Consider the following 23,444-nt stretch of genomic DNA (forward strand, 5'->3'; position numbering starts at 1 on the left):
GTGGTGCAGGAGGTTGCTGATTTGAAGGTGTTCTGCCTGGCAGAAGGGGTTGTTGGCTTGTAGCGGAGCGGAGTTGCGGGGACAGGTGAGCAGTCTTTTCCGGGATGGTTTCGGGTTTCCGATTTGACTGCTCCCCCCCCCCCCCCCCCCCCTATTTATTTGGGGCCATGTTTCGACGTTCGATGGTCCTTTTGGTCGCGGTGGGCTTGCTGGCAGCGGGTTTGGCGTTGGTGGTGTCGTCTGGTTCGTTGCCGTCGGTGTCGGCGCATGATCAGACCGAGCGGGTGCGGGTGCGGGTGGCGCCGTTCACCCGGGAGGTGCGGGTGCGGGTGCCGCCGTTAACCGAGGAGTATCGGGTGCGGGTGGCGCCGTTCACCCGTGAGGTGGAGGTGCGGGTGCCGCCGTATCTGGAGGAGTACAAGGCGCGTGTCGCGCCGTTCACCGAGCGGGTGCGGGTGGCGCCGTTCACGATCCGGACGGTGGTGTTCCCGTTTGTGAAGCGGGTGCGGGTGGCGCCGTTCACCGTTACCCGGACGGTGACCCCGCCGTGCGAGACGTTCGTTTTCGGGGGCCAGACGGCCACGTATTGCCCGCCGGCGTACACCGTGACCGAGGCGGTGTTCAACTACGAGGACCGCCCGGTGTGGGGCACCAAGGACGTGTTCAACTACGAGGACCGCCCGGTGTTCAACTACGAGACGAAGTCGCGGTCGGTGTTCAACTATGAGACGCTGACCGAGGACGTGTTCAACTACGAGACGCGGACCAGGTCGGTGTTCAACTACAAGACGGTCACCGAGGACGTGTTCAACTACCAGTGGCAGGACCGCCCCGTGGCGCACACCCATCCCACTCCGTGTCCGGCGGATCGTTTCGATCCGTCGACGGGGGCGTGTTGGCCTGATCCGGCGAGTTGCGGGAGTCTGCACACCCATAACGGGTCGGCGTGCCATGATCCGAAGAAGTCCCATGAGGGGGAGTGCTTGACCGGCACGGAGCTTCAGGGCCACAGCGACTGCGTGCCCGTGTCCAAGCCGACGCCTGAGCCGACGCCGTGTCCGGTGGCGCGTTTCGATCCGTCGACGGGGGCGTGTTGGCCTGATCCGGCGAGTTGCGGGAGTCTGCACACCCACAACGGGTCGGCGTGCCATGATCCGAAGAAGTCCCATGAGGGGGAGTGCTTGACCGGCACGGAGCTTCAGGGCCATAGCGACTGCGTGCCCGTGTCCAAGCCGACGCCTGAGCCGACGCCGTGTCCGGTGGCGCGTTTCGATCCGTCGACGGGGGCGTGTTGGCCTGATCCGGCGAGTTGCGGGAGTCTGCACACCCACAACGGGTCGGCGTGCCATGATCCGAAGAAGTCCCATGAGGGGGAGTGCTTGACCGGCACGGAGCTTCAGGGCCATAGCGACTGCGTGCCGGTGTCCAAGCCGACGCCTGAGCCGACGCCGACGCCGACAGCGGAGCCGTGCGCGCACGAGCACGGGTCGCACGGCTGCCATGCGGCCGACAAGGTGCATTTGTGCCCGCCGGGCCAGCGGCTTCAGGGCCATAGCGACTGCGTGCCGGTGTCCAAGCCGACGCCTGAGCCGACGCCGACCGCGGAGGTGTGTGCGCATGAGCACGGGTCGCACGGCTGCCATGCGGCCGACAAGGTGCATTTGTGCCCTGCGGGCCAGCGGCTTCAGGGCCATAGCGACTGCGTGCCGGAGGTGCCGGGTGCTGTGGCGTTGGATTGCGTGCAAGACGGCGGCCGTTTCGTGCTGTCGGCATCGTGGACCCTGCCCGCGGGCGCGAGGGCCTATTGGCGATGGCTCAAAGACGGGAAAGTCATCGGGAGCGGGCGCCTGACCCGCGTGTTCAGCGCCACCCACCAGGTGGACGACCCCGGCGAGTACGCGGTGCGGCTGTTCGCCTACCACGCCAACCGCAAGAAGTCGGGATGGGTGACCGCGTCGGCGACCTGCTCGGCGCTGGCCGCGCCCACCGGCGTGTCGGCGGTGTGCTCGGCGGACGGCGGGATTCGCGTGTCGTGGAAGGTGCCGGTGGGGTTGGCGGTGGGCCATTACCGGCAGGTGGAGGTCGAGGTCGACGGGACGGCCGCGGGTGCTGTTCACGTCCCGAACCTGGACCGCGACGGCGACGGGCCAATAAACGAGCCCGGCGCTATGAAAAGCGGCAGCCACACCTGGGACAATGCCGAGACAGGACGGGCCCACCGCATCCGGGTGCGCCTGGTGTCCTACGACGGCCCGGTGCCCCACGAGGGGCGCACCAAAACGGAGTCGCCGTGGGCGGCCGTCACGGCGAATTCCTGCCCGAGGTTCGCGCCCGCGGGCGTGAGCGCTTCGTGCAACTCCCACGGCGTGGTGCACCTGGACTGGAACCCGGTGCGCGGCGCGGACGCCTACAAAGTCGACAACATCAACTACGAGGGGGACGCCACCGAGGTAGTCGCCCAGAGATGGGAGGGCGAGACCTACACCCTCAAGGTCAAAGCCCGCCCCAAAGGCCAACAATGGGACAACGCCACAGACGTCTGGTCAAAGCCCGCAACCGTCACATGCGAACCCTTGGATCCCGCCTATCTTGAACATCCAGAACACCCTCGCTTATCAAGCGAGCCGAGGGCGGCCAGCTGGACAAGTCCGAACGCGGAGTGGTTGAGACACGGGTTGGGGGGAACAAACAGGGCCCATTGGAACAACCCCGTCCAAGTCCGGCACATGAAAGACGGCACAAAGAAACCTGGGCTGGGCCGAGACAACTGCTCGGCGACTCTACGCAACGAGGACGACGATGGGTGGACCCGCACCTGCACCGTCTACTGGACAGAGCCATTGGCCATAGAGCTCGACCAAGACGTTGTCAGGCAATTAGAGGGCCACACGTCTAGCCACAGCATTCCCATCATCCACGACGAGGGTGTTGCCCACCTGTATGCCAATTCCGATGGTTCCGCCAGTGTCGCCCCCCACCGCCACTGCGACAAGGATCACGACGGAGACGGGACCATCGACGGCACCTGCCCCGGCCCCGACCTTGCCCACGCCCCCGACCTCAAATGGCACACACCCCTGCCCGGCCCAAGCAACAGCTGGTGGAAGAACGCCGCCAAAGAACAGATCATAGGCGGCGGCGCGGGTTCAAGCGGCGGAGCTATTGTAGGAGCAGCGCTAGGCTCTGGTTTTGGGGCTATCGCTGGATTTCTCATCGGTGGAGCGTCTGGTACCTTTGTTGCATGGCTGCACAGCAAGGACAACAAAGTAAACTTGGTGATAAACGGAACATCGGGCTGCTTGCTCAATCTTTGGCAACAAAAAGAATACACTGTTGTGGAGACTTTTGAAGCAAGCGGCTATGAGACTAAGGTCAACCATGTGATCACCTATTGCGAGAAAAGCGGCTCATGAACGAACCATACCTCCACAACAGCGCGAATCAGTCAGAGGTAGGTAATGCTGGTTCGATTGGATGGTGGCGTGCTTTTGCTTTGACTTTCGCCTACTCATTTATTCTTCGGGATGGTGTGCCGGCTTGTCGCCCACCAGATGATTACAGTTCCATCAAGCATTTTTTGGTTATGCTTCCGCAGAAATACGATCCATTTACTGGCAAATTGAATCTGCGTGCATATTTTCTGCTTGGCATTTTTGGTATACCAACAATACTCATCAGCGCCGCTGTTACTGATAGTGCGGGATTCTTGTATGGCTTTATTGCTTATTTGGCTCTTGGCTTTGTACTCGTAGTTCTCATGGCTGTGTCGAGCGTCGCTTATTTCAAGGCTGGAGGTGGGATGGAGCTCTTGAGAGAGCAGGACAGGCGCAAGAGTGTTCGAGCTATTCAGAAGGAGGACCGTGCTGTTCGCAGGTCGGAATTATTTGCATTTTATAAAGATGAGACGAGGTTCGCTCGTCACAGGAGGGCTCGAGACGGTCCTATTATTGCTGATGACGATGTTGTTGACTGACTGATGACGAAAATGGATTAGCGCCACTTCTCCTATGTATTCGAATATGAGCAGTTGGAAGTGGTTTGGAGAGGTCTATGTTGTGGGGCCATGAGGGTCGATGCGGTGTGTGGTGTTGTCTTTAGCTGTGCGTGCGGGTTGGACAGTGGGCGAGTTGTGATGCGGGCGATTTCCGAGTTGCTAGGCATCATTACCGCATAAGACGGCGATTCCAACGCGGTATGACAAGGAGCAGAACTGTGCGCTATAGGGTAGGCATCGCCGGTGTTTCTGGTTTGGTGATGCACAATGGGGCGGCGGGGTTGGATTTGGGGAGTGCGTGGAATGTGGAGCGGGCGGGGATCGCTCGGAAGCGGGCGGGGTCTCGTACGGCGGCTGATGAGGCCAGGTTGAGGGTGTTGGAGTGTTTGGTGTCGTTGTGGTTGGACGACGAGCAGCGGCCGGCGGTGCCGGCGGCGGCGGTGCGGGCGTGTGTTGAGTCGGGGGCGCGGCGGGTGAGGCAGGGGCCTTTGGTGCGCGAGGGCCTGCGGGTGGAGTCGGTGGAGGTGTTCGGCTATGACGAGGCCCGTTACGGTTGTTCGTTGGAGGAGTTGGGAACCTCGGCGCAGTTCACGGCGGCGGTGGTGGTGCAGCGGGCCCGGATTCTGCGGACCCGCGCGAAGTTCGATGTGCCGTGGTCGCTGGAGTTCACGGTGGGGGTGAACCCGGAGCTGGTGGGCGAGCAGGAGTTGGCCCGGTGGTTGGAGATCGCTGGCGACCGGGTGGGGCTGGGCGACTGGCGGCCGGAGAAGTCGGGCAGCTACGGGAGGTTCCGCACAGACAGCATCGAGGAGCTCCCGCCCTGACGGGCGGGCGGAGCCGCGCAACAGGGCCGCCGAGGCCAGGCTAGGCATGGCATGGCGGGGCAGGCCGCGGCAGGGCAAGGCAGGGCAGGGTTTTGCGAGCTGATCTGGTTGTTGTCGGCTGGCGGTGTCATTAGGATGCGCTGAGCAGTCGGAATCGGCCTCGCTACCGAGCGTCAAAGGGTTCCCTTTCGAGTTCATAAACGGAGAGGGAATCTGATGACACTGGTTAGTGAGATTGAGCGGACGGAGTTGGGAACCAGTTGGTAGCTGCCATTGGCGAAGGGCCAGCGGAGACGCTGATGAAGTGCGTGCTGCCTGATGGCCGCAACCAGCTTGCCACCAAGGACGATCTGAAGGTTTTGAGTGCCGAGATGGCCACGAAGGAAGACCTGAGGGCACTAGGTACCGAGTTGCGGGCTGAGTTTGCCAAGCAAACTCGTATGTATTTGATGGTGCTGACTGCTTTTGTGGTTCCGATCTGGGCCGCGATGGCGGCGCAGTTTTTCGTCTAGTCGAACAAGTTCGACTGGTCCTCAGCGCTGGGCGGTGGGGCCAGGCCCAGGTGGTGCCAGGCGGTGGGGGTGGCTACTCGGCCCCGAGGGGTGCGCATGAGCAGCCCCTGTTGGATGAGGAACGGCTCATAGACGTCTTCAACGGTCTCGGCCGGCTCGCTGACGCTGATGGCCAGGGTGGAGAGGCCGACCGGGCCTCCGCCGAAGCGCTCGCACAGGGCCGACAGGATGGCCCGGTCGATCTTGTCGAGGCCGGCTTGGTCGACGGCGAACAGATTCAACCCGGCGGCCGCGACCGCCTGGTCGATCACCCCATCAGCCCGGACCTCGGCGTAGTCGCGCACCCGCCGCAGCAGCCGGTTGGCGATGCGGGGGGTGCCCCGAGCCCGGCAGGCGATCTCGGCCGCGCCAGCGGGGTCCACCTGGATGTCGAGGATGCCTGCCGCCCGCGCCACGATGGCCTCCAAGTCGGCAGTCGTGTAGTAGTCGAGCCGCGACACCAGGCCGAACCGGTCCCGCAACGGCCCAGTGATGAGGCCGGTGCGGGTGGTGGCTCCCACCAGGGTGAACTTGGCCAGATCGAGGCGGACCGACTGGGCCGCCGGCCCCTTGCCCAGCACGATGTCGACGTTGAAGTCCTCCATGGCCGGGTACATCACCTCTTCGACAATGCGGGGCAGCCGATGGATCTCATCGATGAACAAGATGTCGCCGTCCTCCAGCTTGGACAAGATGGCGGCTAGGTCGCCCGCCCGCTCCAGCGCCGGCCCCGAGGTGATGTGCAATCCCGCTTCCATCTCCTTGGCCACGATGTGGGCCAGTGTGGTCTTGCCCAAGCCCGGAGGCCCCGCGAACAACAGATGGTCGGCAGGCTGCGATCGGGCCCGGGCCGCGCCCAAGATGATGTGAAGATGCTCCTTCAGCTCCGACTGGCCCACGAACTCGTCCAGCCGGGCTGGCCGCAATCCTGTCTCGGCTGCGGCGTCTTCGGGCAGCGGGGTCCCGGCCAGCAGTTCCTCTCTCTTGCTCATGTCCTGCTCATATCCCGGAGGCCAGGTGGCGGAGGGCCGCTTTGAGCAGGGCGGAGGAGTCGTCGCCCGGAGGCAGGGCGGCGATGGCGCTGCGGATTTCCTCGGCGCTGTAGCCCAACTCGGCCAGTGCTTGGCGGACCACGCTGCGGGCATCGGTCGGCTGCTCGCCCGCAGGGTAGCCCGATGCCACCGCGGTGGTCACGTCGCCGATGTCGAGGCGGGATTTGAGCTCCACCAGAAGCCGGGCCGCGGTCTTCTTGCCCACTCCGGGCACCAGGCAAAGGGCATCGATGTCGTCGGTGGCCAGAATCCCGGCCAGCTCCGATGGTCCGTATATCGACAAGATGGCCATTCCCATCGCCGGCCCCACGCCGTGAGCCGAAATGAGCCCTTCGAAGACCCGGCGTTTGTCAGGGGTGTCGAACCCATAGAGGGTCTGGGCGTCTTCTCGGATGTGGTGGTGGATGTGCAGCATCACCTCTCGGCCCAGTTCGCCCAGCGCGGCCGAAGTATCCGGCGAGACGGCCACTCGATAGCCGACGCCTGCGGTCTCTACGATCACCTCGTCGGGGTCCCGCAGAGCCAGCGTGCCCCGAAGCGTTCCGATCACATCGCTGCCTGGATCCGGGATGCGGCTGGGCGGTGGGCCAGATGGCAGAAGGCCACCGCAATGGCGTCGGCCGCATCCACCGGCTTCAGCGGATGGGGCAGGCCCAGCAAAGTCTGCACCATTTGTCCCATCTGCTCTTTATCGGCACCGCCCCAGCCGGTGACCGCTTTCTTGATCTGGGTGGGCGAGTACTCGAAGACCTCGGCGCCCGCCCCCACTGCGGCGGCCATGGCCACCCCGCTGGCCTGGCCCACCCCCATAGCGGTGCGCACGTTCACCTGGAACAGCACTTGCTCGATGGCCACCGCGTCTGGGTTGTATGTGCCCATCAAGTCGACAAGCTCATTCTGGAGCTCATACAGGCGGCGGGGGATGGGATCGTCCTTGTCGGTGCGGATGATGCCCGCCGCGATCGCCTCGGTGGCGCGGCCCTTTTGGCGGATAACGCCGTAGCCGCAACGCGACAGGCCGGGATCGATCCCCATCACCAGCATCAGCCCCAAACTACCGGGCGGGTATGTCGGTTTTCGGGATAAGCGCAACGGTGGGGTAGAAACTGCTCATGCGGACTTCGGAGCTTCACTACGAGCTGCCGGATGCCGCAATCGCCCAGCAGCCAGCCGATCCCCGCGACAGCTCCCGGCTGCTGGTGGACCGAGGGCCCAACGCTCCGGCTGAGCATCGCCTGACCCGGGATCTTCCCGAGCTTCTCGGTCCCGGCGACGTGCTGGTGGTGAATGACAGCCGGGTCATGAGCGCCCGGCTGAAGCTACGCAAGGCCACTGGAGGCCGGGTGGAGGTCTTGTTGCTGGAACCGGGAGATAACGGCTGGTGGAGTGCGCTGGTGCGGCCGGGCCGAAGGGTGCGGCCGGGCTCCGAGCTGTGGTTCGAGGAGCAGCCCGTTTTGGAAGCAGGGGAGCGTATCGGCGGCGACGGAAGGCGGTGGGTGAAGCCGATGGGCGATGTCGATGTCCTCATGGACCGAGCCGGGGAAGTGCCGCTTCCCCCCTATGTCACCGGGGAGCTAGACGACGTCGAGCGCTACCAGACGGTCTATGCCGACCGGTCGGTGTCGGCCGCTGCCCCTACGGCCGGCCTCCACCTCACCAAGGAGGTGTTGGAACGGTGTCGAGAGGCGGGAGCGGTGGTGTGCAAGTTGGAGTTGGCCGTGGGCACGGCCACGTTCACCCCGGTCATGGCTGAGAAGCTGGAAGACCACGTCATGCACACCGAGTCGTATCGAATCCCGGAGTCCACGCTGGCTGCCTGCGTTCGGGCTGATCGAGTGGTGGCGATTGGCACAACCGTGGTGAGGGCGCTGGAATCGGCCGCAGCCACCGGATCAAGTGGTGGATCGACCGATCTGTTCATCAAGCCGGGGCACAAGTTCTCGGTGGTGGATGCCATGCTCACCAACTTCCATCTGCCCCGGTCCAGCCTCTTGGCCTTGCTAGCCGCGTTCATCGGCCCCCGCTGGCGGGATCTCTACGCCGTCGCCCTGGCCGAGGGCTACCGCTTCCTCTCCCTGGGGGATGCCATGTTCTGCACGAGGAATCCAGGGCAGTGACCCTCCGATTCGATGTGCTGGCCCGGGATGGGCAGGCCCGCAAGGGCCGCATCACCACCCCGAGGGGCTCGTTCACCACCCCGTGCTTCATGCCGGTGGGCACGCGGGCCGCAGTCCGAACCCTCGACACCGCCGACCTCGAGGCCCTCAAGCCTTCGGTGGTGCTGGCCAACACCTACCACTTGATGATGCGGCCCGGCGCTGATGTCGTGGAGCAGATGGGCGGCGTCCACGGGTTCACCGGCTGGTCGGGCCATGTGCTCACCGACTCCGGCGGCTACCAGGTGTTCTCCCTCGATCCCAAAGTGGACGACGATGGCGCCACGTTCCGGTCCACCTACGACGGCTCGACCCACCGCTTCACTGCCGAGCGGGTGGTGGACGTGCAACTCCAGCTCGGCTCCGACATCCAGATGGCCCTGGACGTGTGCCCCCCGTCGGAGGCGTCCGCAACGGTCCAGCGCCTGGCGGTGGACCGCACCGCCGCATGGGCGGCGCGAGCCCGCCGCCGCTTCCTGGAAATGGACGGGCCCGGCGCCGGCGCCAGCCAATTCGGCATCGTCCAAGGCGGCATCGACGCCGCTTTGCGGGCCGAGAGCGCGGCTCGGACCATCGAGGTGGGCTTCGAGGGCTACGCGGTGGGCGGGCTGTCGGTGGGGGAGAGCTCCGAGCAGATGATGGCTGCGCTCGAGGCCACTGCCCCGAAGTTGCCCGACGATCAGCCCCGCTACTTCATGGGACTGGGCGATCCGATCGGGCTGATGGAATGCGTCGGCCTGGGAGTGGACATGTTCGACTGCGTGCTGCCCACCCGGCTGGCCCGCCACGGCACCGCCCTCACCTGGGAGGGCCGCTTGAATATCGGCAATTCATCGCTTGCCACCGACGACCGCCCGATTGACCCTGACTTTACGGCCAGCCCGGCTGCCCGCTACTCCCGGGCCTACCTCCGCCACCTGTTCAACGTGGACGAGCCGTCGGCGGCCCGGCTGCTCACTCTTCACAATGTGGCCTGGCTGTTGGGGCTCATGGACACCGCCCAAGACGCCATCGTCGCCGGTACTTTCCACCAGCTGCGCCAACGGGTGGCCGATGCGTGGGGCTGACCCATTTGGCTAGGCCCGCCGAGTCGTTTCCTAGCCAGGACTTCCGGTAGAGTTCAGAGCCTTGGAGATCGTCCCCCTTCTCTTGTTGATGTTCGTCGCCATGTACTTCTTCATGGTGCGCCCCCAGCAGCGCAAGGCGCGCGAGCATCGGGCATTGCTCGAGTCCCTTGAGGTGGGCGACGAGGTGATCACCGCGTCGGGCCTGTACGGGATGATCACCGATTTTGACGGCGGCACCGTGTTCATTGAGATTTCCGATGGCGTCGAAATCAAGATCGGCCGTGAGACCATCGCCAACAAGGTCGTGTACTCCTCCGACGTCGATGGCGACGACGGCCAGGGTCCTCTGATGACTGGCGACGACCCTGACGGATAGCTCCCACCTCCAGCGTCAATGAGCCGCCGTTCGCTGGTCTCCCTTGTCTTCATCCTGGCCTTGGCCGCCGGGCTGTTGGCAGCCTCCCTGGCCGTGGGCAACCGGCCCCTTTTGGGCCTCGACCTCAAGGGCGGGGTCGAGGTGGTGCTGGTGCCGGTGGACGACCCCGACCGCCCAGTGGCCATCACCGAGGGTGACTTGGACACCGCGGTCAACATCATCCGCGACCGCATCGACGGACTCGGAGTGGCCGAGCCCGACGTGACCCGCCAGGGCGACCGAGTGGTGGTCCAGCTTCCCGGCATCAGCGACCAGCAGCGGGCTATCGACGTGGTGGGCCAGACCGCCGAACTGCGGTTCCGCCCGGTGTGCGCCGACCTCTTTGCCGAGCCGATCGTCTTCGAGGACCCCGACTTCGAGCTTCCTCCCGCCGAATTGCCCGATCCGGAGTTGGACGAGCGGGGATTGGCGCCGTGCCCCACGGACATCGACTACAACTTCTTGGACACCTCGACGTCGGCCGAAGACGAACTGGATCGCTTCGTGGTTCTGCCCGAGCGCGACGACAATGGGGAGGTCATCAGGCGCCTGTTGCTCGGCCCCTCCAATCTCACCGGCGCAGGGCTGTCCGGTGCTGACAGCACGTTCACCAACCAGTTCGCGGTGAGCGCCACTTTCAAAGGCGGCGACGAGGGCGCCGACAAGTTCGACCAGATCGCAATCGAGTGCTTCTCGGGCACTGCCCTCTGCCCGCCAACCGCCGAGGGGCGCGGCCGCCTGGCCATCGTGGTCGACGGCAACGTGCAGTCGGCACCGTTGGTCAACGCCTCCAGCTTCGACGGCCAAGTGCTCATCTCCGGCAATTTCTCGGAGCAAGAGGCCGACGACCTGGCCCTGGTGCTGCGCTACGGCGCGCTGCCCATCGAGTTCCAAGACCCCACCGACCCCCAGAGCGACAGCACCAGCCGGGCCGTGTCGGCCACCATCGGGGGCGACTCCCTGCGGGCCGGGGTTATCGCCGGCATTGTGGGGCTGGCGCTGGTGTTCGTGTTCATGGTCGGCATGTACCGCCTGCTGGGCCTGGTCGCCATGTTGAGCCTGGGCGTGTCGGCCACCCTGCTGTGGGTGATCGTGGCCTGGCTGGGCGAGACCCAGGATCTGGCCCTGACCCTGGCCGGGGTCACCGGCCTCATCGTGTCGATCGGTGTGTCGCTCGACTCCAACGTGGTCTACTTCGAGCACCTCAAGGAAGACGTGGCCACCGGCCGCAGCCTGCGCTCCTCGTTGGAGCTGTCGTTCCCGGCGGCGTTCCGGACCATCTTCTGGGCCAACTTCGCCTCGCTCATCGCCGCGGTCATCCTGTATTGGCTCTCGGCCGGCTCGGTTCGGGGCTTCGCTCTCATGCTGGGGTTGGCCTCGGTGCTCGACCTGGTGGCCACCTACTTCTTCCTGCGGCCCTGCGCCCAGCTCATGTCCCGGTCGCCCAGCCTGATGGCCCATCCCCACCGCCTCGGCCTGCCCACCAGGGAAGAGGCCATGCCTGCGGGAGCTGAGGCCTCATGAACCGGCTCCAGCGCCTGTGGCGCAACCAGACCCAGGTGGACTTCCCCGAGGTGTGGAAGACCACCCTGAAAGTATCTGCGGCCCTGATCCTCATCGGCGTCGTGGCCCTGCTGGTGCGAGGAGTCAATCTGGGCATCGAGTTCGAGGGCGGCACCGTCTGGGAGGCCTCGGCGCCCGATGTTTCCACCGCGGATGTGCGCGACGCCCTGCGGGATGTGGGCCAGGCCGACGCCAAGATCCAGTTCGTCGGCGGCGACGTGCTGCGGGTGCGGGCCGAGTTGGACGCCACCGACGCCTCCAGCGTCGCCGGAGTGTCGGCGGCCCTGGCCGCCCTCACCGGGCAATCCATCGACGACATCAGCTTCAACTCCATCAGCGCGTCGTGGGGCGACGAGATCACCAACAAGGCCATTCGCGCCCTGATCGTGTTCTTCATCGTGGTGGCCATCTACATCACGCTGCGGCTGGAGTGGCGGATGTCCTTGGCTGCGCTGGTGGCGGTGGCCCACGACATCGTCATCACCGTCGGCATCTACTCCCTGTTCCAGCTCGAGGTGACCCCGGCTACCGTCATCGCCTTCCTCACCATCATGGGGTACTCCCTGTACGACACCTTGGTGGTGTTCGACAAGAACCGCGACTACCAGCGGCGCTCCGCACTGGTGGGGCGGGCCACCTACACCCGGATCATGAACACCGCGCTGAATACGGTGTTGCTGCGGTCGGTGAACACCACCATCACATCGGTACTGCCGGTGCTGTCGATGCTGGTCATCGGAACGCTGGTGCTGGGCGCGGTGACTCTGGCCGAGTTCGCGGTGGCCCTGCTCATCGGCCTGTTGGTGGGCACCTACTCGTCGCTGTTCGTCGCCGCCCCGGCGGCGGCCTGGCTGAAGGAGCGCCAGCCGGAATTCGTGGAACTGCGGGAACGCCTCGAGGCCCGGGCCCAGTCTCGGGGCACCTCGGTACACGAGGTGGAGGACGTGGCGGTGGGCCCGTCGCCGTCTCGTCCTGCGGCGCCCAAGGCCGGCTCACCCCCAAGGCCGTCGCAACCCGGCACCGCCATTCCCCCCCGGCCCCGCAAGCGCAAGCGCCGGTAGGCGGTTTGGGCCGGGGGTAGGGTTGGGGAAGTGGAGTCCGGCTGGCCTGAGAGCCTTATTCGGGATGTTCCTGACTTCCCCACGCCAGGGATCATGTTCAAGGACATCACCCCGCTGCTCGACGACGCTGACGCCTTTCGCTGGGCTGCCGATGAGCTCGCCGACCGGTTCAGGGACACCCCGGCTGATCGCGTCGTCGGCGTTGAGGCCCGGGGATTCATCCTGGGTGCCGCCGTGGCCTACCGCCTGGGACTCGGGTTCGTGCCCGTTCGCAAATCGGGAAAGCTGCCCTACCGCACTCGGTCGGTGGACTATGAGCTGGAGTACGGCACCGCGTCCCTCGAGGTCCACACCGACGCCTTTGCCCCCGGTCAGCGAGCGCTCGTCGTGGATGATGTTCTGGCCACGGGAGGCACGGCGGCCGCCGCGGTCGAGCTCGTCGATTCCGGGGGCGCGGAGGTGGCTGGGGTTGGCTTCCTTATCGAGTTGGGTTTTCTGGGCGGTCGGGAGAAAATAGTGGTGGACGCCGACTGTCCGGTTATCTCGCTGTTCTGCTACGGGGGGTGATGAATGACGCTGACAGAGCGGCCATCGCCCTGGATGGGTCAACCCGGCCAAGATGTGGGCCCGCTGCTCGCCGCCTATCTCGAACGCCACGCCAACGGCACCGCCGACCGCATCGAGACGGCCTATCGCCTGGCTGAGAAGGCCCATTCCGGGCAGGTGCGCAAGTCCGGCGAGCCCTATGTCTCCCACCCGCTGGCCGTCGCCCACATCGTGGTGGAACTGGGGCTGGACGATGTGTCGGTGATCGCCGCCCTGCTGCACGACGCCATCGAGGACACCGCCATGGACCTGTCGGAGGTCGAGCACCATTTCGGCGGGGAGGTGGCCTCGATCGTGGACAGCGTCACCCGGCTGGACCGCCTCAAGTTCAACACCCAGGAGGAGGAGCAGGCCGCCTCCATGCGCAAGATGCTGGTGGCCATCGCCAAGGATCTGCGGGTGCTGGTGGTGAAGCTGTCCGACCGGCTGCACAACATGCGGACGCTGGCGGCGCTGCCGTTGGAGAAACAGCACCGGGTGGCCCGCGAGACGATGGACATCTACGCCCCGCTGGCCAACCGGCTGGGCATGCAGGACTTGAAGCTCCAGTTGGAGGATCTGGCGTTCGCCGCCCTGCATCCCAAGCGGTATTCCGAGATCGACCGCATGGTGGCCACCCGGGCGCCCGAGCGCGACCTGTATCTCACCCAGGTTCTGTCCAGCGTCGACGCCCGGCTGGCCGAACTGGGGATCCGGGCCCAGGTCACCGGACGCCCCAAGCACCTTTGGAGCATCTACGAGAAGATGATGACCAAAGAGCGCAGCTTCGACGAGATCTTCGACTTGGTGGGCATCCGGGTGATCGTCGACTCGGTGCGGGACTGCTACGCCGCGTTGGGCTCCATCCACGCCACCTGGAAGCCGGTGCAGGGACGGTTCAAGGACTACATCGCCATGCCCAAGTTCAACCTCTACCAGTCGCTGCACACCACGGTGGTGGGGCCGGGGGGCAAGTCGCTGGAGGTTCAGCTCCGCACCAATGAGATGCACGCCCGGGCCGAGCAGGGAGTGGCCGCCCACTGGGATTACAAGGAGGGCGCCACGACCGACGATCTGGCCTGGCTGAGCCGCATCATCGACTGGCAGCAAGAGACCTCTGATGCGGCCGAGTTCTTGAGCAACCTCAAGACCGACCTCGACCACGACGAGGTGCAGGTGTTCACCCCGAAGGGCGAGGTGGTGTCGCTGCCAATGGGCGCGATCCCCATCGATTTCGCCTACGCCATCCACACCGAGGTGGGCCACGCCTGCATCGGGGCCCGGGTCAACGGCCAACTCGTGCCGTTGGACCGAGAGTTGCGGCCCGGCGACATGGTCGAGATCTTCACCTCCAAGGTGGCCGACAAGGGGCCGTCGCGCGACTGGCTCGGGCTGGTGGCGTCGCATCGGGCCCGCAACAAGATCCGCCAGTGGTTCGCGCAGGCTCGCCGGGAGGACGCCATCAAGGCCGGCCGCGACGCGGTGGCGGCCGCCCTGCGCCGCGAGCGGCTTCCCGTGGCCAAAATCCTGTCGGGCGATGAGCTGGTGCGCGCCGCTCAGGACATGAACTACCGCGATCTCGACACTCTGTTCGCCGCGGTGGGCGAGCGCCATGTGTCGGCCAAGGCGGTGGCCGAGCGGGTGGCCGGCCTGCGGGTGGAGCCAACCGCCGACGAGGATGTGGATGACAACGCGGTCGTGACGCCGGCGCCGGCGGCGCTGCCCCGCCGCACCGATCAGCCGGTGGAGGTGGAGGGCCTCGACGATGTGCTGGTCAACCTGGCCCGCTGCTGCAAGCCGGTTCCCCCCGATGAGATCATCGGCTTCGTCACCCGGGGCCGGGGGGTGTCGGTCCACCGGACGGAGTGCGCCAACGCGGTGTCGCTGTCGTTCGAGCAGGGTGACCGCCTGATTGATGTGGACTGGAGCGCCGAGCGCACCGGTGCCTATTCCGTGACCATCGAGGTGAAGGCGTTCGACCGCACCCGCCTGCTGCGAGACGTGGCCAACGCCCTGTCCACCGGCTCGGTGAACATCCTGGCCTGCGAGACCCGCACCGGCGCCGACCAGATCTCCATCATGCGGTTCGACTTCGAGCTGATTGACAGCACCCACCTCGACGCCCTCCTCCGCACCATCCGGGGCATCGAATCGGTCTACAGCGCCTACCGGGTGCTGCCCGCTGCCTCCGGCTAGTGGAGTAACGCACCGCCGCTAGCCGCGAACCGGTGCCCGCGGTCAGCCGGTAGGGTCCTCCGGTGTGAGAGCGTGCATCGCGCTGGTATTTGCCACCATGGTTGCGGCGCTCACATTTGCGGTCGCGCCATCTGATGTAGCCGGTGCCCAAGTACCCGATGTCCAGGAGGAACAGGCCATTCTTGATGGCTTCATAGCCGACCTAGAAGCACTGCTCAACAAGTATCGGTGCGCCTTCGGCGTCGACACCTCCGCTGTCCCCGGGGGCTGTCCCGATGGGAGGCCCGCGCAGGCCCCAAATGTCAGTGAAGAACCTGAGAGCTCTTCTACCAGGCAGGGCATCGAAGCGCGGGAGAGCCTTATTCGCGCCCAACGCTCCCTATTGGACAAATATCGCTGCCAGTTTGAGGTCCACGTAGAACTCGTAACCCTCGGCTGTCCAGAGAAGCTCCAAGACGGACGAACGGCCCGAGCCCTTTCCCATGTTTACACTGCTGTCTCCTCTGGTTACGACCATTCGTGTGGTGTGCGTGTCGATCAGCGCATTGTCTGTTGGGGTAGTGGTGGGTTTGGCCTGTTTGACTCGCCCGAGGGTGCCTTCACCGCTGTTTCTACCTCTTGGTCGCATTCGTGTGGTGTGCGTGTCGATCAGCGCATTGTCTGTTGGGGTGATGGTGGGTTTGGCCTGTTTGACTCGCCCGAGGGTGCCTTCACCGCTGTTTCTACCTCTTGGTCGCATTCGTGTGGTGTGCGTGTCGATCAGCGCATTGTCTGTTGGGGGGCAAACGACTCGGGAAAGTCTGAAGCGCCCGAAGGCCGGTTTGTCGCGGTATCGGCTGGCCGACGACATTCGTGTGGTTTGCGGATTGATCAGCGCATTGTCTGTTGGGGTGAGGAGGAATTCGGCCAGTTGGATGTTCCAGAAGGGACCTTTACCGCGGTCTCGTCGGGCAATCTCTTCACCTGCGCCCTGCGTACCGATGGTTCGATTGCTTGTTGGGGTAGCAACTACGGCGGCAAGACAGATTCGCCCGCCGGCACGTTCACGGCCATTTCAGCCGGCGATGATGACTCTTGCGGCGTGCGCACCGACCAGTCCATCGTCTGTTGGGGCGGGGACTTTGCTGAGATATTCAATCCGCCGAGAGGGACTTTTACTGCTGTCTCGGCTGGGGGCAGTCATTCGTGCGGCGTGCGCACCGACCAGTCCATCGTCTGTTGGGGTGGAAGTGTCTCCGGGCAGGCTGTTGCCCCCGACGGAGTATTTTCAGCCGTATCGGCCGGTGATGGGCATTCCTGCGCTATTCGGCCCAATCATGGAATCGAGTGTTGGGGCAACGATTATTGGCGACAGGAATTCGCTCCCAGAGGAGTGTTCACCGCCATATCTTCAGATGGGGACCATTCCTGCGCAGTGCGGATTGACCGGGCTGTCCTTTGTTGGGGTCGAAACGACTTCGAGCAGTCTGAGGCGCCCGTAGGCGAGTTTGCTGCTGTTTCCGCCGGCCAATGGCATTCATGCGGATTGCGTGTCGGAATGTCCATTGCCTGTTGGGGGAAAAACCATTACGGGCAGGTTGACGCTCCTGGAGGACTATTCACAGCGTTGTCGTCGGGCGGGTCGCATTCGTGCGGACTGCGAGTTGATCAGTCTGTCCTTTGCTGGGGTCGAAACGACTTCAAGCAGTCTGAGGCGCCCGAAGGCGAGTTTGCTGCGATATCAGCCGGCCAATGGCATTCGTGCGGCATTCGACCTGATCATGCGGTTGAGTGCTGGGGTCGGAACTGGTGGGGTCAGATCGACGCGCCTGACGAGATGTTTACTGCCGTGGCTGCTGGCAGGCGCCATAGCTGTGGTCTGCGTACTGATCAATCAATTCGTTGTTGGGGTGACAACTCCATCGGTCAGTCAATTCCACCTGAAGGATCATTCTCCGCGATCGTTGCAGGGGATTGGCACATGTGTGGCATTCGAGTTGACCATGCGGTTGAATGCTGGGGCCGAAACACCTGGGGCGAGTCGGATGCACCCGATGACACATTTACGGACGTGTTGGCTGAGAGGCACCGTAGCTGTGGGCTGCGTGCAGATCAGTCGATCTTCTGCTGGGGCCACCACTCCTCGCTTATTCGCCCAAGCGTTGAAGGTGGATCGTTTGTTGAGGCTTCATCTGGCGGAAGCTATTCATGTGGCCTGCGCGCTGATCAGACCATCGAGTGTTGGGGAGAGGGCTCCTGGGAATGGGATGAACCCCCAGAAGGTGCCTTCACCGCAGTCTCTGCTGGCCGATGGAATTCGTGTGGTCTGCGCATCGATCAGACCATCGAGTGTTGGAGTCAGACCAGCTTGAGTCAGCAAATCGCTGTACCTGACGGCGCCTTCACCGAGGTATCTGCTGGTGGTACACACTCGTGCGGCTTGCGCAGTGACCAGCGTATCGTTTGCTGGGATTTCACTGAGAGCCTTCCAAAGGGTGTCTACTGGACTTCTTCGCCTTCAAATAGCATGAGCCCCTGGCGCACGGGGCCTGGACATGGGGTGCGCCCAATGTTGGGCTACTACTAAAGATTGATGTAGTCACATAGATGGTGTATCGTGACTACATGAGCGTTGGAGTGCGGGAACTGAAGGCAAAGTTGTCGGAGTACATCGCCCGGGCCGCGAAGGGCGAGTGCGTGATTGTGACCGACCGAGGGCGTCCGGTGGCCCAGCTTGGGCCGCTGTCGGGTTATTCGGCGGTGGAGCGGGGGATTGAGGAGGGTTGGATCGAGCCCCCCAAGCGTGTGGGGCTGGCCCCGGCTCAGCGGTTTCTCGCTGATCAGTCGGTTCTTGACGTCCTTGACGAGGACCGCGGGTGACGCTGTACGTGGACACCAGCGCGCTGTTGAAGCGCTACGTGGCCGAGCACGACTCCGATGCAGCCGAGCAGTTGATGGCGGTTGATCCGGTGCTGGTGACGTCGAGGCTCACCGAAGTCGAGGTTCGGCGGAACCTCTCCCGCCTGCTGGCCGGTTCCGATGCCGCCGCGGCCAAGCGGCAATTCCTCGACGATCTGGACTCGTTCGCCCTGATGAGCCTGGATGCGGCCACTTGCAACGAGGCAGCCAGAATCGCCGAGCAGACCCTGTGCCGTTCATTGGACGCACTCCACCTTGCCGCCGCCGTTCGGGCCGGCCCATCGACCACGCTGCTGACGTTCGACGGCCGCCAAGCCCAAGCGGCGAGATCACTGGGCCTTTCGGTCGTCGGCACGTGACGAGAGCGGCCTCTTGGGTGCGGGGAATAGTCGCAGTGCGCCGGTAGCATCGGGCGTCGTGGCCGAAATGTTCCAAGCGCCCAAGGGGACTCGCGACATCCTGCCGCCTGAGTCGGATCGCTGGCAGGCGCTGGTCGCCCTGTTTGCCGACGTGTTCGGGCGGGCCGGCTATGGCCTGGTGCAGAACCCCATGTTCGAGGACATCGGGGTGTTCCAGCGCTTGGGCGAGGGCACCGAGGTAGTCCGCAAGGAGATGTACGACTTCTTCGACAAGGGCGACCGCCACATGGCCCTGCGCCCGGAGGGCACCGCCTCGGTCGTCCGGGCGTTCAACCAGCACCGGCCCACCGTGCCGTGGAAGGTGTGGTATCTCACTCCCTGTTTCCGCTACGAGGAACCCCAAGCCGGCCGGTTCCGCCAGCACCACCAGGTCGGGGCGGAGGCCATCGGCTCGGCCGATCCCGACCTCGACGTGGAGGTCATCGCCCTCCAGCACGACTTCTATCGGGCACTTGGACTGAGCAGCCTGTCCCTGCGGCTCAACTCCATGGGCAGCCCCGGCGACCGGCAGGCCTACGCCGAACAGTTGGCCGCCTGGCTGGGCCAGCGGCTGGGCGACCTGGACGAGGCCGATCGGGCCAACGCCGCCGACCACCCGCTGCGGGTGCTGGACTCCAAACGGGAGCGCACCATGACGGTGGTGGCCGACGCCCCGCGCATCGTCGACGGCCTGTCCGACGCGGCCGCCGTCCACTTTGAGCGGGTGCAGGCCGGATTGGACGCCCTCGGGGTGGCCTACGAGATCGACCCTCGCCTGGTGCGGGGTCTGGACTACTACACCCACTCCACCTGGGAGTTCGCCGCCGGTTCTTTGACATCGGCCCAGAACGCGGTGGGCGGCGGCGGGCGCTACGACGGGCTGGCCGAGGCGTTGGGCGGCAAGCCGACCCCGGGAGTGGGGTTCGGAGCGGGCATCGAGCGCATCCTGCTGGCCGCCGACGCCGAAGACGCTCTTACCGAGACCGCAGGAGGGGTGGATGTGTTCGTGGTGGACGTGACCAACGGCGACGCCGGGCGCGACCTCACCTTCGAGCTGCGCCGCAACGGCATCTCAGCCGACCGGGCCTTCGACGCCCGCTCGATGAAGGCCCAGATGAAGGTGGCTGACCGGTCGGGAGCCCGCTTGGCCCTTCTGGTGGGAGAGGACGAGCTGGCGTCGGCCACAGTCACCCTGCGCGACCTGCGCTCGGGTGGCGGTCAAACCTCGCTGCCCCGGGCCGAAGTGGCAAATGAGGTGGCTCAGAGGTTGGCGAAAGGGTGAAATAGCCGTGATGCGAACGGACTATTGCGGCGACTTGCGCGCCGATGACATTGGCCGAGCGGTCTCGGTGTGCGGATGGGTGGACCGGCGCCGGGAGCACGGTGAGAATCTGGCGTTCATCGACCTGCGGGATCGCACGGGGGTGATCCAGTGCGTGGTCGACGAGCGCCACGATCTGCGCTCGGAATATGTGGTCCGCATCAGCGGCACGGTGCGGCCCCGGCCCGAGGGCACCGTCAACCCCAAGCTGGACACCGGCGAGGTGGAGGTCGGCGACTGTCAGGTAGAGGTGCTCTCGGCCGCCGAGCCACCGCCGTTCCCGCTGCATTCCCGTACCGAGGTGGACGAGAACGTGCGCCTTCGCTATCGCTACGTCGACCTGCGGGGGGAGCGCCTTCAGCGCAACCTCTCGCTGCGGGCCACGGTCAACAGCGCCATCCGCCGCTCGATGGAGGCTCAGCGCTTCACCGAGATCGAGACCCCCATGCTGGTGGCCTCCACCCCTGAGGGGGCCCGAGACTTCGTGGTGCCGTCCCGCCTGCATCCCGGCCGGTTCTACGCCCTGCCCCAGTCGCCCCAGATCTTCAAGCAGCTCTGCATGGTGGGGGGACTCGACCGCTACTACCAGATAGCCCGCTGCTTGCGCGACGAGGACTTGCGGGCCGACCGGCAGTTCGAGTTCATGCAGCTCGACGCCGAGGCCAGCTTCGCAGGCCAAGAGGAGGTGATGGCCTTCATCACCGAGGCGGTGGCCGCCGCGGTGGAGGCGGTTACCGGCACCCGTCCTGATGATCCCATCTTCATGACCTGGACCGATGCCATGGAGCGGTTCGGCTCCGACAAGCCCGATGTGCGCTTCGGCATGGAGCTGATCGAGCTGACCGGGCTGTTCGAGGGCACCGAGGCCAAGGTCTTCCAGGTGGAATGCGTGAAGGGCATCAACTGCAAGGGCGGAAGTCAGAGCCTGGGGCGCAACGCCATCGACGAGCTCACCAAGAAGTGCCAGCAGTGGGGAGCCAAGGGCCTGGCCTGGTTCCGGGTGGGCGACGACGGCGCCCTCGACGGCGCGTTGACCAAGTTCATGTCCGACCAGGAGCAGGCCGCACTGGGTCCGGCCATGGGCGCTGAGCCGGGCGACTTGCTGCTGTTGATCGCCGACCGCCGCCCCAAGGTGCGCGACATCCTCGGCCTGCTCCGCTTGGAGCTGGGCCGACCGCCCGTCACCGAGGGCGGCCTGCACTTCGTGTGGGTCACCGAGTTCCCGCTGTTCGAGTCCATCGATGACCAAGGTCGGCCCATCGCCGCCCACCATCCCTTCACCATGCCCCATCCGGATGATGTGGGCTTGCTGGACGGCGAGGGCGAGGAGCTGCTGGCGGTGCGCTCCCAGGCCTACGACTTGGTGCTCAATGGCTGGGAGCTGGGTTCGGGCAGCGTGCGGATCCACCGCCCCAACATCCAGCGGGCGGTGTTCCGAGCCCTCGGCATCAGCGACGACGATGCCGAGGAGCGATTCGGCTTCCTTCTCGACGCCTTCCGCTACGGGGCCCCGCCCCACGCTGGGTTCGCTTTCGGCATCGACCGCCTGGTGGCCATCTTGGCCGGAGAGGAGAACATCCGCGAGGTCATCGCCTTTCCCAAGACCCAGTCGGGCGCCGATCCGCTGTCCAACTCGCCCACCCCGATAGCCGACCGCCACCTCGACGAGCTCGGCTTGCGCGTTCTGCCGCCCCCCGCCTCCGGGTGAGCCACAGCCGGGCCAGATGGCGATGAGCGACGATCTGTTTGCCGCCGCCGCTGCCGAGCGCCTGGCCAAGACCGCGCCGCTGGCCGATCGGCTCCGACCCCGCCACCTGGACGAGCTGGTCGGCCAGGAGCACCTGCTGGGCCGGGGCAAGCCGCTCCGCAGCCTCATCGAGTCCGACCGGCTGTCGTCGGCCATCCTGTGGGGGCCGCCGGGCACGGGCAAGACCACCATCGCCCGGCTGGTGGCCGGCACCACCGCCCAGGCCTACGTCCAGCTCTCCGCGGTTGCCGCCTCCGTCAAGGACGTGCGAGAAGTCATGGCGTCGGCCCGCGACCGGCTCGGCCAGCAGAATCAGGGCACGATCTTGTTCCTCGACGAGGTCCATCGCTTCAACCGGGCCCAGCAGGACGCCCTTCTGCCCGCAGTGGAGTCTGGGCTCATCACCCTGATCGGGGCGACCACCGAGAACCCGTACTTCGAGGTGAACCCGCCGCTGCGGTCCCGATCCACCCTGTTCCGCCTCGAGCCCCTGGACGCCGATGCGCTGGGCGAGCTGCTGCGCCGCGGGCTGCGGGCCGAGGGCGCCGAAGCGGACGCCGACGCCCTCGACCACCTGTCGATTCAGGCCGCGGGGGACGGCCGCCAAGCCCTGACCAGCCTGGAGGTGGCCGTGGCCCTGGCATCGGCCCGTTCTGACGACCTTCTCCGGGTCACCCTGGCCGACGCTGAAGACGCCCTCGGGGCCAGCGCAGTCCGCTACGGCCGCGACGAGCACTATGACGTCGTCAGTGCATTCATCAAGAGCCTGCGGGGGTCCGATCCCGACGCCGGGCTGTACTGGCTGTCTCGAATGCTGGAGGCGGGGGAGGATCCCCGGTTCATTGCCCGCCGGATGGTGATTCTGGCTTCGGAGGACATCGGGATGGCCGATTCCCAGGCCCTGGTGGTGGCCGATGCCGCGGCCCGGGCGGTGGAGTACGTCGGGCTGCCCGAGGCGCAGCTCAACCTGGCCCACGCGGTGGTGTATCTGGCCACCGCCCCCAAGTCGAACACGGTCACCACGGCGCTCGGCAAGGCTCGGGCCGACGCGGGCGACGGCAGCGGGGAGGTGCCGGCCCATCTCCGAGACGCCCACTACCAGGGGGCGGCCGGTCTAGGGCACGGCAAGGGCTACGTGTATCCTCATGATGATCCCCAGGGCTGGGTGAGCCAGCAATATCGCCCCGACCGCTTTGAGGATCAGCGCTATTACCATCCTTCACAACACGGTGCCGAAGAGGAGATTTTCCACCGAATGATGGGCCGGAATACTGAAGACGAAACTGAAGACGACCAAATGGAGATTCGCCAGAGAATGATGGGTCGGAAAACAGACAGCAACGACAGCGAGGAGGGCTGATGCCCAAGCGACTCGTGTGGTTCGCCGCGGGGGCGGGTGCCGGCGCGGCCGGAGCGTCCTATGTGCGCCGCAAGCTGCGCCAGGCTGCCCAGCGGGCGGTCCCCGTCAGACCGAGCTCTGGCGCTAGCGCCCGCGTCAAGGCCGCGGCCTCCGAAGCCCGGGCCGCCTTGGCCGAGGGCACCGCCGCGGTCCGGCGCTATCGGGCCGAGATCGCCCGCCGGGCCCTCGACGACCCTCGGGGCCGATAGGACAACGC

At 65.5% G+C, this 23,444-nt stretch carries 21 protein-coding genes; 18 read left to right on the forward strand and 3 right to left on the reverse strand.

Annotated features, from left to right (window positions below; genetic code table 11):
• Positions 1 to 182: 182 nt before the first annotated feature.
• The 4 genes from ACOGI7_RS02560 (at position 183) to ACOGI7_RS02575 (ending at position 5,330) form a co-directional block, all read left to right on the forward strand.
• Positions 183 to 3,413, forward strand: a complete 3,231-nt coding sequence (locus tag ACOGI7_RS02560; RefSeq protein WP_419850365.1) for a hypothetical protein — start codon at positions 183 to 185, stop codon at positions 3,411 to 3,413.
• Complete coding sequence (locus tag ACOGI7_RS02565) at positions 3,410 to 3,973, forward strand: hypothetical protein (RefSeq protein WP_419850366.1); 564 nt, start codon at positions 3,410 to 3,412, stop codon at positions 3,971 to 3,973. Before ACOGI7_RS02560 ends, ACOGI7_RS02565 begins: the two co-directional genes overlap by 4 nt.
• A gap of 239 nt (positions 3,974 to 4,212) precedes the next feature.
• A complete protein-coding gene (locus tag ACOGI7_RS02570) occupies positions 4,213 to 4,818 on the forward strand; it encodes a hypothetical protein (RefSeq protein WP_419850367.1) in 606 nt (201 codons plus the stop codon).
• Positions 4,819 to 5,117: 299 nt separating this feature from the next.
• Complete coding sequence (locus tag ACOGI7_RS02575) at positions 5,118 to 5,330, forward strand: hypothetical protein (RefSeq protein ID WP_419850368.1); 213 nt, start codon at positions 5,118 to 5,120, stop codon at positions 5,328 to 5,330.
• Here ACOGI7_RS02575 and ruvB read toward each other — a convergent pair.
• The 3 genes from ruvB to ruvC are packed head-to-tail and all read right to left on the reverse strand — an operon-like array spanning position 5,327 to position 7,465.
• A complete protein-coding gene (gene ruvB, locus ACOGI7_RS02580; RefSeq protein WP_419850369.1) occupies positions 5,327 to 6,361 on the reverse strand; it encodes a Holliday junction branch migration DNA helicase RuvB in 1,035 nt (344 codons plus the stop codon). The genes ACOGI7_RS02575 and ruvB overlap by 4 nt on opposite strands.
• 7 nt (positions 6,362 to 6,368) lie before the next feature.
• Positions 6,369 to 6,971: a Holliday junction branch migration protein RuvA gene (gene ruvA / locus ACOGI7_RS02585; RefSeq protein ID WP_419850370.1), complete on the reverse strand. Its 603-nt coding sequence runs from the start codon at positions 6,969 to 6,971 to the stop codon at positions 6,369 to 6,371.
• Complete coding sequence (gene ruvC, locus ACOGI7_RS02590) at positions 6,968 to 7,465, reverse strand: crossover junction endodeoxyribonuclease RuvC (protein WP_419850371.1); 498 nt, start codon at positions 7,463 to 7,465, stop codon at positions 6,968 to 6,970. Before ruvC ends, ruvA begins: the two co-directional genes overlap by 4 nt.
• A 68-nt stretch (positions 7,466 to 7,533) precedes the next feature.
• Between ruvC and queA the strand changes: the two genes are divergently transcribed.
• From queA to ACOGI7_RS02660, 14 genes are all read left to right on the forward strand, one after another.
• On the forward strand, positions 7,534 to 8,538 hold the full coding sequence (queA, locus tag ACOGI7_RS02595) for a tRNA preQ1(34) S-adenosylmethionine ribosyltransferase-isomerase QueA (protein WP_419850372.1): 1,005 nt from the start codon (positions 7,534 to 7,536) through the stop codon (positions 8,536 to 8,538).
• On the forward strand, positions 8,535 to 9,644 hold the full coding sequence (tgt, locus tag ACOGI7_RS02600; protein ID WP_419850373.1) for a tRNA guanosine(34) transglycosylase Tgt: 1,110 nt from the start codon (positions 8,535 to 8,537) through the stop codon (positions 9,642 to 9,644). Before queA ends, tgt begins: the two co-directional genes overlap by 4 nt.
• A 61-nt stretch (positions 9,645 to 9,705) precedes the next feature.
• The gene (gene yajC / locus ACOGI7_RS02605) at positions 9,706 to 10,020 is read left to right on the forward strand and encodes a preprotein translocase subunit YajC (RefSeq protein ID WP_419850374.1); all 315 of its coding nucleotides are present in this window, start codon (positions 9,706 to 9,708) and stop codon (positions 10,018 to 10,020) included.
• Positions 10,021 to 10,038: 18 nt separating this feature from the next.
• Positions 10,039 to 11,583 carry a protein translocase subunit SecD gene (gene secD / locus ACOGI7_RS02610; protein ID WP_419850375.1) on the forward strand — a complete coding sequence of 515 codons (1,545 nt, stop codon included), beginning with the start codon at positions 10,039 to 10,041 and terminating at the stop codon, positions 11,581 to 11,583.
• On the forward strand, positions 11,580 to 12,683 hold the full coding sequence (gene secF / locus ACOGI7_RS02615; RefSeq protein ID WP_419850376.1) for a protein translocase subunit SecF: 1,104 nt from the start codon (positions 11,580 to 11,582) through the stop codon (positions 12,681 to 12,683). Before secD ends, secF begins: the two co-directional genes overlap by 4 nt.
• A 30-nt stretch (positions 12,684 to 12,713) precedes the next feature.
• Positions 12,714 to 13,250 carry an adenine phosphoribosyltransferase gene (locus ACOGI7_RS02620; RefSeq protein ID WP_419850377.1) on the forward strand — a complete coding sequence of 179 codons (537 nt, stop codon included), beginning with the start codon at positions 12,714 to 12,716 and terminating at the stop codon, positions 13,248 to 13,250.
• Positions 13,251 to 13,253: 3 nt separating this feature from the next.
• Positions 13,254 to 15,464, forward strand: coding sequence for a RelA/SpoT family protein (locus tag ACOGI7_RS02625; RefSeq protein WP_419850378.1), 2,211 nt, complete (start codon positions 13,254 to 13,256; stop codon positions 15,462 to 15,464).
• A 97-nt stretch (positions 15,465 to 15,561) separates the two neighbouring features.
• Entirely contained in the window at positions 15,562 to 18,030 is a 2,469-nt protein-coding gene (locus ACOGI7_RS02630) for an RCC1 domain-containing protein (protein ID WP_419851442.1), read from the forward strand.
• A gap of 38 nt (positions 18,031 to 18,068) precedes the next feature.
• Positions 18,069 to 18,323, forward strand: coding sequence for a type II toxin-antitoxin system Phd/YefM family antitoxin (locus tag ACOGI7_RS02635; RefSeq protein WP_419850379.1), 255 nt, complete (start codon positions 18,069 to 18,071; stop codon positions 18,321 to 18,323).
• Positions 18,320 to 18,721, forward strand: coding sequence for a type II toxin-antitoxin system VapC family toxin (locus ACOGI7_RS02640; protein WP_419850380.1), 402 nt, complete (start codon positions 18,320 to 18,322; stop codon positions 18,719 to 18,721). Before ACOGI7_RS02635 ends, ACOGI7_RS02640 begins: the two co-directional genes overlap by 4 nt.
• A 67-nt stretch (positions 18,722 to 18,788) precedes the next feature.
• The gene (hisS, locus tag ACOGI7_RS02645) at positions 18,789 to 20,042 is read left to right on the forward strand and encodes a histidine--tRNA ligase (protein WP_419851443.1); all 1,254 of its coding nucleotides are present in this window, start codon (positions 18,789 to 18,791) and stop codon (positions 20,040 to 20,042) included.
• A gap of 10 nt (positions 20,043 to 20,052) precedes the next feature.
• Positions 20,053 to 21,789, forward strand: a complete 1,737-nt coding sequence (aspS, locus tag ACOGI7_RS02650; RefSeq protein ID WP_419850381.1) for an aspartate--tRNA ligase — start codon at positions 20,053 to 20,055, stop codon at positions 21,787 to 21,789.
• Positions 21,790 to 21,811: 22 nt separating this feature from the next.
• Entirely contained in the window at positions 21,812 to 23,188 is a 1,377-nt protein-coding gene (locus ACOGI7_RS02655) for a replication-associated recombination protein A (RefSeq protein WP_419850382.1), read from the forward strand.
• Positions 23,188 to 23,436: a hypothetical protein gene (locus tag ACOGI7_RS02660; protein ID WP_419850383.1), complete on the forward strand. Its 249-nt coding sequence runs from the start codon at positions 23,188 to 23,190 to the stop codon at positions 23,434 to 23,436. The genes ACOGI7_RS02655 and ACOGI7_RS02660 overlap by 1 nt, the downstream gene beginning before the upstream one ends.
• Positions 23,437 to 23,444 lie beyond the last annotated feature (8 nt).

The sequence above is a fragment of the Candidatus Poriferisocius sp. genome, assembly GCF_965204145.1.
Lineage (GTDB): Bacteria > Actinomycetota > Acidimicrobiia > Acidimicrobiales > Bin134 > Poriferisocius.